General features: G+C 38.9%; 3 protein-coding genes. All 3 read left to right on the top strand.

Annotated features, from left to right (window positions below):
* The first annotated feature begins 133 nt into the window (after nucleotides 1–133).
* Nucleotides 134–5,089: a hypothetical protein gene (locus ACJMLO_RS04710; protein ID WP_405294410.1), complete on the top strand. Its 4,956-nt coding sequence runs from the start codon at nucleotides 134–136 to the stop codon at nucleotides 5,087–5,089.
* A 207-nt stretch (nucleotides 5,090–5,296) separates the two neighbouring features.
* A complete protein-coding gene (locus tag ACJMLO_RS04705) occupies nucleotides 5,297–10,936 on the top strand; it encodes a right-handed parallel beta-helix repeat-containing protein (protein ID WP_405294408.1) in 5,640 nt (1,879 codons plus the stop codon).
* Between the two features lie 73 nt (nucleotides 10,937–11,009).
* Nucleotides 11,010–16,346, top strand: a 5,337-nt coding sequence (locus ACJMLO_RS04700) for an Ig-like domain repeat protein (protein WP_405294406.1), incomplete at its 3' end; no start/stop codon positions are given.

Genomic DNA, 16,346 nt, shown 5'->3' with positions numbered 1-16,346 from the left:
TAATCTTTAACATTCATAAATTATCATTGATAAATTTTAAATATTATTTTACATAAATATAATTTTTATGTATTCAATTAAATTTGAATACATTGTAAGTTTATTATAATTATTAAAAAGGGGTAGATACAACTTGAAGATTAGTAAAATAATGATTTTAACTATTGTTTTGTTGGCTATCTTGTCATTTGGTGCAGTCAGTGCACAGGATGATTTAATGGATGATGTATCACACGCAGATGCTGATGCAGGTCATGAAACAATACAGTTAGATTCTAATTCTGATTCACTTTCTTCTGATGATTCCTCAAAGTCAATCTATGTTGACACTGCAGGATCTGATTCTTCAGATGGAAGTCAAAAAAGCCCTTATGCTACAATAAATAAAGCTATTTCAGAGACAAACGCATCTCAAAAAACAGTTATTTATTTAGGTGAGGGAACATTTGTTGGTGAGAACAATACTGATTTAAGTATTGGTTTGGCTCACAATGAAAATGGAGGCAGTTTAACTATAATCGGTAAGGGTATCGGTAAAACTATAATCGATGCAAATTATGAAGCGCCGATTTTCAAATCAATCAGTGCTGATGCTGTCGTGTCACTGGTCAACATTACTTTTGTCCATGGTAAAGGCAACAGCGGTTCTGCTATTTCCAATGCTGGTTTTTTAACAATTGACACCTGTCAATTCAGCAATTGTGAAGCAAGCGACTACGGTACTGTTTATCAGAGTGGAAATAACAATTTGACAATTTTAAATTCCAAATTCTCAAATAATAAGGCATACAATGGTGCTGATGTTTATTTTTCAAGAGAGAATTATTTGTTGACTCTTATCGGCAATGAATTTGAAAATTCAACAGTAAGTTCTTCATGGGCATATGGTGCTTCTGTTGATATGGAAAATGGTATCTCCATTATTAGAAACAATATATTCAAAAACATGCCGATTTCAAAATATCCTATTTTAGGTGTAAGATATAATAATGGTAAAAATATTGGTAATTTAACCGGCAATACTTTCATTAACTGTACTCATGATGGGGAGTATGGAATTTTATTCATCCAGAATTCCTACATAAAAAACAACAGGTTCATAGACTGTGCTGCAGATAACGGTCTTATCTACATCAACACCAATTTCAATGCTCATGTTAAATTCAGTGATGTTAATGCAGACGGCACTCAATTTGTGTTGACCGCAAATGTGACTGATGATATGGGCAACACTGCTAGATATGCAAGGGTTTACTTCTGTATCAATGGTAAACAGTATGGATATGCAACAACAACCAATGGTATTGCTACTTTAACCGTTAAAGGCTTATTTGACAATGGAGAATATGCTATTGATGGTTTTACTTCATCAGATGGTAGTGCTAATCCTTTCGAAAATACTGTTGAACCTGGAAAGTTAACTGTTAATTTTGATCATAATCCAATGGACTTATGGATTTCCCCAGATGGAAATGATGAAAGCGGTAACGGTTCAGTTGCCAATCCATTTAAAACAATTAAACATGCACTAGATTATGGTCTTGACAAATCAGTTGATGTGACCGTTCATCTTTTAAACGGAGTATATAATGAAACAGGAGATTATGATTTATCTTACAGTCAGGTTGCAAAAATATCTTTGGTTGGTGAATCCAAAGAAGGTACAGTAATCAGCGGTAATAATAAAAACGTATTTTTAACTTCCGATCAGTATACACAGGTATTGTTAAAGAATTTAACAATTAAGGATTTGGCCGGCACCAACTCTTTCAAGGTTCGTTATGCCACATTTGAAAACTGTATTGTGAATAATGTTAAAAGACTTTATGCACAAAATAGTCCTTCCCAGGTGGTATTTAGAAATGTACGCTGGACCAACTCTGAACAATTGATGATATATAATGGGGAAATATATGACTCTCACTTTGAAAACTTCACATCCGCCGGAACTGGTAATATATGGCTGGCTACCGTATCAAGTGATGATGAAATCATTGTCGAGAACTCCAAATTCATCAATATGACATGTACCGGTTACTCTGGTGGAGGAGTATTTTATGTTCAAGGTAATTTCAGAAGTATAAACAACACTTATGAAAACAACAAGGCCACAAGGGATGATGGCGGTGTAATGTCTGTGAGTGGACGCAGTATAGTTTCCATTAACGATACATTCAAAAACAACCATGCTGAAGGGGATTATGGTGTAGCAAGATTCTATTCCACAAGTAATAATGGAGATCCAACCTTGATTATTAAGGATGCAAAATTCATCAACAACACAGCTACCGGCAACGGTGGTGCAATAGCCCTTTATGGCGGACAATTGATTAACTGTCTGTTTGAAGACAATGTTGCCGGTGCTAACGGTGGTGCAATCTATAATCCTACACATTCAAAGGATGTGACCTTGTATGAATTAACATTAACCGATGTCACATTCAAAAATAATAACGCAACTAACGGTAAGGATATTTTCATAGCTCCATCAACTTCGACAAGTTCTTTCATCACCGTATTGCCTGACATGACTGTAACATTCAATGATTTAACTACAAAAGAATTGTATGATACTGTTTCAGCTGATGTAACTCACAAATCCGGAGCAGTTATTGGTGGAGGTAAAATCACTTTTTATTTAGGTGATTCACGCATAGGCGAAAGTGACCTTGTCAATGGCCGTGCCGAATTCAGTTACTTAGGATTTAAAGACGGCAACTATGTATTGTCAGGTATTTGGAATAATGCAGTGGATGATACCAAAATGATCAATGGTACCGTTAAAGTCTCTTTAAATAATTTAGAGGATAATGTAACTTTATATGTTTCAGATGCAAAAGGTAATGATTCAACCGCTGACGGCAGTTTGGATAAACCATTCAAAACTATTGATGCAGCATTGGCTTTTGGTTATACCAAATCCCAAGTAATATATATTAATGTTTTAGAAGGTACTTATGCTGGTGCAGGAAATACTAATATAACCACATTCTCTTCATTGGATATTTCCATCATTGGTCAAGGCAAGAATAAAACCATTATTGATGGTGAAAATAAAAACTGGTTCATGAAACTTTTAACTGGTATGGGCGGATCTATTAAATTGTACAATATGACTCTTGTCAATATGTCTACTAATTACATGCCAAGCAGGGCTATCGGTACATCAGCAATTATCACCGAAAGCGGTACTGAATTATTAGTGGATGGTGTTGAGTTCATTGCATGTCACGGAAATAGTGGTGGAGCAATTCTATCTCAAGGAAAATTGACAGTACTCAATTCTTACTTCTTCAACAACGGCGATTCCAATTATGGTGGTGCAATAAACAGTGAAGGAACTTTATATGTGGACAATTCCATATTCATTGGAAACCATGCTAAATGGGGTTCAACCATCTATTCCGCTGGTGAATTATTCTTCTATAACAGTATTGTTCAGGATTCATTGCGTGTAAACGGTATGAGCGGTGACTCAGTTGCAGTTGGTGCTAAAGGTAACGTTACCATAGTCAATTCAACAATTTTCAGATCAGGTAAAACCTGTCAAGAAATAATTGGAACCGGTCAGACCTGGGCTAACAATCCTTATTTCGTAGTTGGTGTAGCTGGTGAACGTTTAATAATCATCAACTCTACAATTGACGGATATTCAAAATCTTATAACTCTCAATATGCAAATTCTGGAGCTATCACTCCTACTATCGGTTGGAACACTGCTTATAAATCTCCTGAATTTTTAAGGGTATACAACACTAAATTCTATAATGTATATAGTGTAATAGCAGGTGTAAATGGAGACCAGGTATTTGACGGTTGTGTATTTGAAAACATGACTAATTTTGCAACTACAAGCAGAATTACTTCATCAGGTAATCTTGAAGTTAAAAATTCATACATTATTGATGACACCTTCAAAGTTACAAAAACCGCAGATTCCAATATTACATTTAACAATAACTGGTGGGGAGATAACTCACAACCTACATACACTGTGGGCAGCACTGTAACTCACCCTGACACCTGGTTGATTTTAACAGTCAACACTACCGAAGAGGGTAATGCAATTATAGCCTTCAAATCATTTGACGGTGAAAACGTAACCGATTATGATGGAGCAGCATATCCAAGGGAATTTGCTGTTGATGGCGTAAATGTTACTTTGAAAGTCAACAAAGGCACAATCTCAAACAATGTTGTCATTCCTTTACAGACAAGTTCAGACAACATATTCATTAATGCAAGTGTCGACAACCAGCAAGTCAACTTGACCAGAATCGTTGCAAACATTTCAGCAACCACTTCTCCAGTCTATGTTGGCCAGGTTCTTGTTGTTGAAGTTACCTCTCCGGACTATTTAAAAAATAACGTAACTGTTGTTGTTGACGGCAAAAGATTTACCGCTCCTATTACCGGCACTAAAACTATCGTGAATGTTACAGGTCTGGCTGCAGGAAACTACACTGCAAAAGTCTGTTATTTCGATGAGGTCTATTTGGTTCAGGCTGTTGATTTGGACGTTAAAATAATCGGCATCGTCATTAATGCCAGTGATGTTGAAAAATTCGTCAACGGACCTGAAAAGTTAGATGTAACTGTAGTTGACAGTGACGGTAAGATTTTAGCTAATCAGACAGTTACCGCAACCATTGCTGGCAAGACCTTAAATGCAACTACTGATGCAAATGGTAAGGTCAGCTTTGATTTGAACTTGCCTGTCGGTAAATATGATGTTGTGGTCTCACTCAACACTACTAATGTAACAGTAAAAGTTACTGTTAAGGAGATCCCAGCACCTGTTAAGGATAAAATCGTTTTAAAAGCTAAAAAGACTATCAAAATCAAGAAGTCTGCTAAAAAATTGGTTTTAAAAGCATCCTTAAAAATCAACGGTAAAAAGGCTAAAGGTAAAGTAGTTAAATTTAAATTTAACAAGAAAACCTATAAGGCAAAAACCAACAAGAAAGGTGTAGCCAAACTTACCCTTAAGAAAAAAGTAATCAAAAAACTTAAAAAGGGTAAAAAATACGCAGCTAAAATTACCTACGGCGGCAAATCTGCTAAAACCATTGTAAAAGTTAAAAAATAGAGATTTTCATTAATCTCTATACTTTTTTATTTTTTTTCAAATTCTCTTTTTTTCAGTTATTCACCTGTTTTTTAATAAAATTTAAATATATTTTAGTTAAAAATTTATATCATAGGCGATTTGGATTAGATTAACTATGATGGAGGTGAAAGCATAAAAAGGAAATTATTGATTTCGTTGACGATTCTTTGTCTGGCGTGCCTGGCGATGAATTTTGCATGTGCATCCGACGGCGCTGAATTCAATCAGAACAATGCATCTTCAATTGAAGAATTACAACCCTTTGAAGTATTGAGTATGGAAAATCCAGTACATGAGGATGCTGTTGCTTATGAGGTCTCTGATATAATGACCAGTCCCAAAACCATTGAAGTTACTCAGGACAATTATGACAATTACTTCAACATGAGAACCGGTAAGATTCTGGACAGTTCCGGAATTTCAAAGGGAGATACCCTAAAAATAGGCAATATTTCAAACAGGGCTTTCGTCATTGACCGCCAGCTTACAATAATGCCGATATCCGAGGGGGATGTAATAACCAACGGGTTCATTCATCTGATTGGGGGAAGTGACGGTTCAACCGTTAAAAACCTTTTCATCAACAATACAAAAGGTACTCTAACTCTTTCAGGCGTAAATGTCGGGCAGCTTCATGGAATATGGCTGACACATTCCAACAACAACACGATTGCTTACAATACCATCAGGATTGCCAATACGGGAGGAGTTTATGCAATGCCGATGGGATGGTCAAGCAATAACAGGATTATTCATAATGACATGAAGACCTATGTCACCTCCGTTATAATTATGGGGCAATGCCATTACAATCTGATTTCCAATAACAGCCTGGAGGTACTTTCCTATTCCGATTTGTCTGTTACCAATCTGATTTACTTCAATCCCTTTGGCCATGCAGACTATTCCGGATCTCCACTATGTCTGGGCAATGTGATTTCTTATAATTATCTGAAGGGTTTCTGTAATGGGGCAATGTCCATCATCCTGCAGATGACCTATGCCGAACATGACGGAACTGTAGTTGCGAATAATACTATTATTAAGGGGTCATTTGGTGTGAATCTGGATGGAAATGACATTTCCGTATACGGCAATGTAGTAAACGACAGCTCAGTGGGAATTGCCGTTACCGGAAGCAATTTCACAGTCCATGACAATAATGTCTTTGGAGAAAGCCAATCTGTTGGAATATCTGCCAGCTGTTCAGGCAATTCATATTGTGAAGTTAAAAACAACAACATCACATTCGCCGATGTCAGTGTGGGGTTATCCGTTAAAAATCATGTGTCTGCTCATGACAACATCATAAACATTGCCGGATACGGTGTCGGGATTTCTGTCGGCGGAGATGACACAAGGGTTTTCAAAAACAGGATTAAAAACAATCATGATTCAGGAATATCAGTTCTCGGCAGCTCCAATTTTGTTGAAGACAATGTCATTACAACAAACAAGTATGGAATAGCCATCCCTTCAAAATCCCATGACAACAGGTATTATAATAATACGATTGTGCAAAACAGGATTACCAGCGACAGTTACGGCATTTACATAACCGGTCTGGTCTACAACACTACAATCAGGGACAATGTCATCATTACCAATGCAAGTGTCGGCATATTTAAGGAAATAACAGATGAGCAGTCCAATACTGAAGAGGACAATGAAATCAATGGAGTCATCCTGAATTCAACAGCCATTGTCATTGACGATAACAATTTCTACAGGTATTTTGATGATGATGGCAATTTCAAGCATGATTTAAAGGACAACAGGGTTGTCATTCTAACCTTTTTGACCAACAAAAACCTGATATTTTCCGATAAGGTAAAACTCATCAGCAACAAGCGAAGCAATCTGCTTTATAACGTCACAATCATTCTGAAGGGGGATGCTGATGAATCATTGATTGAAGGGTTCAATTTCATCAACAACGGCAGAAAAGCTATTCTGGTTGATTATGTAGCTAACGTAACCATTTTGGGAAATAACATAACGGAAATATTTAAAAACGGCAGTGCAGATTCCAGTCCGATTGAAATCAGAGGAGTCTGCGACAATCTGACCGTTATGGAAAACAACATTTATGTGAACTCCAAATTGAAATATACTTATGCGGTCTCGGCAATAGCTTCAGACCTAAACGCAAAAATATCAAAAGGCGCATTATTCAAGGATAATACAATTATAATGATTTCAACAGGAGTTTGTGAAGCGATATATACAGATATCCTGACGGAAAGTGATTTCATATCAAACAGAATCAATATAATCTCCGATGACTATGCCTACGGTATTGCATTTGCCGATGTGGTCGGAAAATTGAATGGGCTCAACGTTTCATTCAATGAAATCATTGTCCATTCAAAACAGATGGCGTATCTGATTGAACTTCACATGGTTGAAAACTCCACCGTTGCAAACAATACACTTTATGGCGTCGGAAGTGGAGTTTACGGAATTGGCGTCTATCGCTCAGACAACATTTCCATTGCAAACAATTCCCTGTCCGTTTTTGGAGGGGACTTGTCAAAAATCAGGGGAATCTCTGATGCATTGGGCATAGGCAATGCGGCAATAGCCATTATTAAAAATACTAACAACACAATTGCAGAGAACAATCTAATCCATACAAATGCTCTCCATCCAATTACATTAATCAACTTAACAGATGACTGTCTTGTCAACAAATCCGGCAACTATCATGTCCTCGATGATGAAAATTATGATGTTTACTTTGACAGTGAGGGAAATCTGTGTCAGGACGTTTTAGAGTCCGGCGATGTCTTATTGATGTATAACCTAACCAAAAATCAGATTCTAAAGATAAATCAGGAACTGACAATTTCCTCATATGATTTTGACGTTCCGGCAACCGTGACAATCATACTGAACCGGAATGCCTCAAAGTCAGTGATTGCCAATGTTTCATTTGTCAATTCTACAATTCAGCTCGACAACTGTTCTGATGTTCTCATATGCAACAGTTCACTGCTTGACTGCATTTTGACCATTGATTTTGGTTTGGATAATGTATTTTTGAACAATAACGTTTCAGCCAACACAAAAAATAATGCAATTAACATAAACAATGCAAAGGGAAGCATAATAGCTTCGAATATATTCAATATCACTTCGGATAAAATTGCAGTCATCGCCATTGCAGGCGGTGAGTCAACTGCAGTGAGAAACAACACATTCAACGGATTGTGTGATGATTTGATTTTTATCACTTCCCGCAGCTCCGATTCTGATGAGATTGTCGGCAATACAATCACTGCCAATGCATCTTCAATGTTCGTTTATAAGGCGACAAACGTTCGCAATGGCAAAATAAGCAAAAATTCAATTGTCGCCAATGGAAGCGGCCTGGCGGCAATTTATTTCGAGGGCAAATCAAAATCAAATGTGGTAAGTGAAAATGACATCATTTCCCATTCCAAAACCGGCGATGATTATGCGGTAATGATCAAGTCTGATGAAGCCCTGTTTAATGAGGTTATAAAAAATTATCTGATAAGCTCCAACGGATTAAAAATAGCCGATGGGGCGGTCTATGCTCCATTTGATACGGTTCATTCTAATACTCCCGCTGATGTTTTCGTTTCATGCGTCAATGGAAGCGACATTACCGGAGACGGAAGTAAGGAAAAGCCCTATGCAAGCATTTCACATGCAATTGAAAACGCATTGAAGCATTCGACAATCCACATATATGGGGGAACTTACACAGAATTCAACATAACTGTCGATAAGGACATAAATCTTGTTTCGCTAAATCCCGGCAAGGTCATTATTGATGCTGAACAATCCCAGTTATTTGACATTGAAAAGTCCTGCAGCATGCTCATTTCAGGAGTCGTAATCAGGAATGCACATAATGTGAACGGGGGATCAGCATTTGTCAACAGAGGCCAGCTTGTCATTGACAACTCAATAATCTGCAACTCCTCATCATATTTTGACAATTCCCATCCCCATTGGGTTGATGTGGTCTATGAGGACAACGGCGAAATCGACTATGCATATACCACAGATTGCAGAAATTCCGGTTTGGGCGGAGCAATCCTGAATTATGGTGATTTGACAATTTCAAACTCTGCCGTATATGATAATCTTGCCCATTGGGGAGGAGCAATTGCAGATTTCGGCAAAACCACAATCGAATCTTCACAATTCTACAACAACAGAGGTGTTCATGGAGGAGCAATATTTACAAATACCAGAAATCCTCTCACAATCAGGGATTCCACATTCGTCAACAATACTGCGCTAACCACTCTCGATTACTGTGCACTCAGATTGCACACTACCGCATGGTCAATTGATGTGGGAAATATTCACCAGGTTTCATCCATATGCAATACTCCAATCGGATCCGGCGGGGCAATCTACACCAATACATCCATATCAATCGAAAATTCAATATTTGAAGATAATTGCGCCAAATATGGTGGTGCAGTAGCTGCGATTGTTGACAGTTTCTCATCAAAATCCAGCTATGTATCAAAAATCGATTTGGAAGTTAAAAACTCCACATTCATTAACAACCGTGCCAACGATACCCGGAAATCCTCAGGAGACAACGACATGAGTAAATTCCCATATAATTCTGGATATGATGGAGGAGTTGTCTACGGTACTTTTAACAGGTTCTACATAACCGATTCCGGATTTTACTCCAACCAGGCAGTTGAGGATGGTGGAGCATTATATGCAAAAGCAAATGACGGTCAAATTTTGGATTCAGTGTTTGCAGGCAATATTGCAGGAATCAGCGGAGGGGCATTGGTCCTATCCAAGAACTTCATTATAATGAGAACGGTCATTTCAAACAACTCTGCCCGTTACGGAGGGGCGCTTGAATATACTTCCTACTCATATTATGGCCACATTCAGGACAATCTGAATATCTACAACTCAACAATATCCAACAATCGGGCATTGAACAGGGCAGGGGCATTCGAGTTCGGTACAAGCAATGTCTTCATTCGGGACAGCAATATTGTAAACAATGTCGCACCTGCCAGCAGTACAATTTATGCAAGTGGAAGCGCCTCTATAGACATGAGATACAATTACTGGGGAATCAATAATGGACGCATAGGGCCTGACGATTCGGTATGGGCCGTTTCAAATAGTCAATTCAGGCCATGGTATAAGGAATGGATTCAATGGAATCCGGTCATTTCAGGTCCTGAAACTTCAAATCCTGACAATAATCCTGATAAGGAAGGAAGTGGTGGAAATGACGGCTCTGGAAAATCCACCAACACCAATCCTTCATCTACAGGATCCAGCATATCTACCGGAACTTCAATAGGCAACTCCGGCAACGGCAATGGAAACTGGAGGTATAGCGGAAATGGTGACGGCTCCAATATGGGCTATGGAGGAATAGGCAATGGACATAACGGGCCGTTGGGTTCCCTTGGATGGAATTCCTATCGTGGCCAAAACATTAAGGGAGATGCAGATGCGAATAGCTTTGATGCATCACTCGATTCAAAAATTGACGGGGATGTCAAAAGGGACAGCTTAAGCAGAACCAACAGCTCCAGCTATAATCCTAATTTGAAATCTGTCGGAAGTACTTCAAATGCGGCTTCCGCAGCTTCAAGCTCTCAGGGTGGGGGCGGAAGCTCTTCAGGTTCTGGAGACTCTCAGGATGTGGCCAAATACTACGAACTTGATGAAAAAGTGGATGAACTGTTAAATGACGATTCATCATTCATGATTTTCTTAATATTAACTGCAATAACATTGATATTGCTTGTAATCGGATATAGGCGTAACAATAAAAAGGAAGAGGAGGAATACTGATTCTTTCTGGTCGGTAATAGGGGTGTTTTAAATTAATAAAAAACTGATTCTTTTCACACTGATATTTATATTCTTGGCATCAATAGCCGCCGTCAGTGCAGATGACGGCAACATGACCATTGGTGAGGGGGATATTCAGCACAACACGATTCATGTAAGCAATGGGGGAAGAGACGATAACTCAGGTGATGAGCAGTCTCCATATGCCACATTAGGTCATGCCGTTTCTTCCAGTCCTGCCAATTCAACTATAATTCTGCATGAAGGAACATACAAAGGCATCTTAAACACCCAAATAAATATAAACGGGAACCTGACAATTGAAGGTGAAGGAAACGCAATAATTGACGGCGAAAACCGCTTTTCGTTTTTTAAGATATCCTCGTCTGCTTGTCTGACTCTCAAAAACATTAAGTTTGTCAACGGTTTCACCGACAGCTATTCCCAATTGGCAATCATAAACAATAATGGAAATCTGAAAATCAGCGATTGCTCATTCGATAAGATGAACAGCGTAATGGGAACAATATTCAATCAGAAAAATCTGGATGTGGTAAACACCACTATCACAAACTCCAAATCAAAAAATATGGCGCAGGTTATCGTTAATTTGGGAGAGTGTACCATAATTGATTCAAAATTGACCACCTCTTTGGTCTATTCAAATCAGGACGTCTCTTCAACGGTCTATAACTATAGGAATTTGAATATACATAATTCAAGGGTTGATGAAATAGAATCCAACAGCAAATACGATGATTTTTCATATACAGGGGCAAATATTTTCATAGATGGCGCCAGCATAGATCTGCTGGAAGTGGAAGAGGCTGCTGTATCATTGTCCAATTCAAGGCTCGCCAATCGTGCCGGCTTTAGAAATTCGCAGGTAAACATATCAAAATCTCAGTTCAATCAGCAAAGTTCCTATTCCATAGGACTGTCAGTGTATTACTGTAATTTCACAGCAATACATTCAACCTTCAGCTGCGACATTTCATCAGGATACTCAAATCTGAATATAACATACTGTGCAATTCTTGCAAACATGTACGGCGGGGGAAAATATGATTATCTCTATGCTCCATATAACTGGTGGGGAATAAACTCAGGCCCTTCCCTGTCATACTTTAACAATTACAATGTAAGCTACTGGGCTGTTGCAACATTTGAATATGAAAATGCATCAATCCCAATAAATCCTACAGGAGAGTTTACAGTAACCTTGAACAGGTGGAGTGATGGCGTAAATACCTATGGATTCAGTGCAGACGAGTACCTTCCTTTAAGATATGTAAGCTTTGAATCACAGAGCGGAAAGTTCGCCTCATCCTATAAGGCTTTGGATAAGATAACAAACAACTATCTGATTGGAAACACCGTCGACGGCAAGGTTTATGCAGTAATTGACAGGCAAAGGCTTGTGCTTAATGTGGGAAATGCAATTTCAGAGTATACCTATTATCTGTCTCCCGACGGCCATGACGGACCCGAAGACGGTACCTATGAAAAGCCCTTTTTGACTCTGCAGTATGCCCTTTCAAGGGTTGGAAATGGAAATACTCTATGCATATTGGGGGGAATCAATAAAAACCCTGCCGATTCCGATGTTACAATCACAAAAAACATTACAATAATAGGTTTCAATGACACTGTCCTTGTAAGGTCAAACTCCTTCAGCATGTTCAACATCAAGGAATGGGGCAGCCTTACAATTAAGAACATTCATTTTACCGTAAGCGACAGGGAATATGACGACCCCATTTTTCTGGTGAGCGGAGGTAATCTGAGGATTGTAAACTCCACATTTACAAATATCACTTCAGCAGGCGTTGTTTACACTTCAGGAGGCATTGAAAACAGAGGAACTGTTGTTATTGAAGACAGCAGATTCAGTGATATCAAGGGATCAGCCATTTCAGGCGTTGCCAAATCATTCATCATCAACACAAGCTTTGAAAGATTCACAAATTATTATACGATTGTAGGATTGGAAAGCTATAACTGCATTTTCCCGGTAACAAGTCCAATAGAAATTTATGATTCAACTTTCAAGAACAATCAGATAGGCATCGTTAACCTGCATCCATACTATTATTCAAGGAGTGCCCTATTGGGTGTGCCGCTGGATTATGCTGATGAGTATGGTTTATATGCCTATGTTGAAAATTCCCTATTTGAAAACAATGTCTTTGCCGGTTCCGATAGCTATTCAAGCAGCGGCACAGGATTTTTAATCCATGATGACTACGGTTCATTTTCCGGATTCATAAACAACTGTTCCTTTATAGGAAATCAGGGACCAATATGCATTGCAAACAGTGTAAGCAATTCCATATTCATTGAAAACACTGACCCTACCTATAGAAGCAGTGCCCTAGTCAGGGCAGGTGAAATATATGATTGCCGGTTCACTAAAAATACAAACCTCCACAAGGACGGTGACGGTGCATTTGTCGGAGAGGGCATTGCATCGGCCAATTCAATATTGAATTCGACATTCGAATATAATCGTGCGGCATTTGGAGGGGCGGTTGCCAACACTTTTGAAATTCACTACTGCGCATTCGTAAACAACACCGCACTGTACGGCGGAAATGATATCTTTTCAGCTTCAGGAAATGTCGATTACTCTACAAACTGGTGGGGAGACAATCAAAAGCCGGGTTCTGATAAGATATACAAGTTCCTTGGAACACTGACAGTATCCGATTGGATAATAATGTCTGTGGAATACTCTTCAAACAAGCAAATCAGGGCTTCCCTGACCAGATGTGTGGATGACTATGGGAACATCCGCCAGATTTCAAACTTCAACCAGAAGAGGCTCGTTCTGTTTGAAATAGACAACGGCGAGATTTCACCCGAAAACATAACCATGAATAATGGTGTTGCCTATGCGGTACTCAATTGCAATTTCAACAATGATTTCAAGGCATATGCAAGAATAGACAATCAGCTGATGGAAGTGAATGTCAGAAATACCCATACCGATATCATAGCTGATGATGTAACCTTCAAGGGCAGGGACAATAGGTATTCAATAACTTTGCAGAACGTTAACGGATTCAAGATTTCCAACCAGACATTGCTTGTTGAGGTGAGCGATGAAACTTCTGCAAAGACATTTACACTTTCAACCGACGACAATGGTCATGCGGAGTTTAACGTGGACTATCCTGTCGGAAAATATTCCGTTGAGGTTAAATATCTGGGCAACGGCTACTTTACAAAATCATCTGCCAGCGCAATAATCGAAATCGTAATCTCTCCGACAATATTGGTTTCATATAATCATACCTATTACGGCAAAACCAACAGGTTTTCTGCGATTTTAACAGGTGAAAACGACAACAAGCTAAGAAACTTGACATTGACATTCACGGTCTTCAATTCCAACGGTCAGTTAAGGGTAATCAATGTCGTAACGGACAATTACGGTGTGGGAGAAGCATTGTTGACATTGGACACAGGTGAATATACGGTACTGTCCGAATTCAGGGGCAACTCATGGTATTCATACAGCAATGCCACATCACACATAGTCATAAATCCCGCCAACACCACAATTGTTGTTCCGAGCATTACCTTATATGGTGAGGGCAATCTCTACAACATTACCCTAAAGGACGTTTACGGAAATCGGATACGTGACGAGAACGTCTTTGTAACAATAACGCAGGGTGCAATCAATGACAGGTTCACACTGAAGACCAATGAACTTGGAGTTGCAAGCCTGACAATCAACTATCTTCCGGGCACTTACAATATACAGGTGGAGTATATAGGCGATGAGGTTTACGGATCTTCACTGTCCACTGGAATTATAAAAATCGAAAAGGTTTTAACAGTGCTTTCAGGATTTTACCATGCAACCATTCCGGTCAATGGAATCTACACAGTCGTTTTAAGCGACATGTACGGCAAAAGAATCAACGGTGAGACAATAACTTTAAGCCTTTATCAGGGTGAGCTTGTAAAACAGTATTCCCAGACATGTGACGCAAATGGGGAGGCATCGTTCAGGATAGATATGGGTGAAGGAAACTACCTGGCCACAATGGACTATGGAGGAAGCCTGTGGTATGAGGATTCAACCGGTGCGGCAACGATTGTCGTAAGCAATGATGTTGCTCCCCAGGATATTTTCATAAATGCCTCAGACCTCGTTCAGTATTACGGCGAAAACAAATTTTTCATCATAAGATTCAATGACCCGAATGCATACAGCCAGTATGGAAAGACAATCACAGCTACATTGTCATCCGGAACATGGTCAAGCACATATAACCTTAACACAGATGTCTACGGTCTAGCAAGACTGAAAATCACTTTAAATCCTGGAGAATACGATATCACATACAAGTATTCAAACACTTACTATAATCTGTTTGCATCAGGTTCAAACAAAATCAGCGTCTTTAAAACACCGACAAGAATATTTGCCAATGACCTGGTCATAAAAAAGGACGAATCTCGAATATTGGATATTGGACTTCGGGACGTTAACAATTCTCCAATCAGAAATATGCAGATACTTGTAGACATTGACGGCAAAATCTCCCAGAATCTAACCACAAACACTGAAGGAATTGCTAAGCTGTTGCTGAATCTGGATGTTGGTGAACACATTGTCAGCTACAGCATCAGCAATCCAAACTATTTGCCTTCAAACGGATCTTCAAGGGTGTTGGTCGTCGATTCCGATAAGATTTCCTCAAATATCATTTCCCATGATGCCGTTTCATTCGACAATCAGACCTTGGACTTTAAAATCCAACTGACTGATGAGTTGAATGTTGGAATATCCTCTTCAAGGGTCATGATTGGCGTATTTGATTTTGATGGAGAATCCATATTGAATAAAACAGGATTCACATCCTCTGACGGCAACCTGACTTTCAACTTAAACTTGGGTTACGGCAGTTATCTGGTCAATGTTGCTTATGAAGGCAATGATTTGTATTTGCCAAGCAGCAATGTCAATACGGTAATTGTCGAATCTGCTGACAATAAAACAAAAACCGTATTGCTTAAAGGTGAAGATCAGCTATTGAGTTCCACAGACTATTATGTTGTGTTAAGCGATGTCAATGGAACTCTGCTTAAAAACAAGGAAATCAGATTCATTTTAGATGGCCGGGAATACATTACAGCAACTGATGCAAATGCCAGGGCTTACTTGAATGTTACTTTGGCTCCTGACGTCTATACGGTAAAGGCGGTCTTCGATGGTGATGATGATTATAAGAGGTCTTCTGTGATGTCAAAAATATACATTTCCGGAAGGTCAACCCAGCTGCATGTCTCTCCACTGGTCAAGTATTATCTAAACGGCACCCAGTTCCATGCAAGACTAGTTGATGCTCTATCACATCCTGTCTGCGGCAAAATCGTTTCCGTAATTCTTCAA

The sequence above is a fragment of the Methanobrevibacter sp. genome (assembly GCF_045120835.1).
Taxonomy (GTDB): Archaea; Methanobacteriota; Methanobacteria; order Methanobacteriales; family Methanobacteriaceae; genus Methanocatella.
The sequence above is the reverse complement of the archived record's forward strand: the minus strand, read 5'-3'. Positions and strand labels throughout refer to the sequence as shown.

Coding starts and splice junctions, on each gene's coding strand:
- ACJMLO_RS04705 (WP_405294408.1), top strand. CDS start 5,297: ATGAATTTTGCATGTGCATCCGACGGCGCTGAATTCAATCAGAACAAT.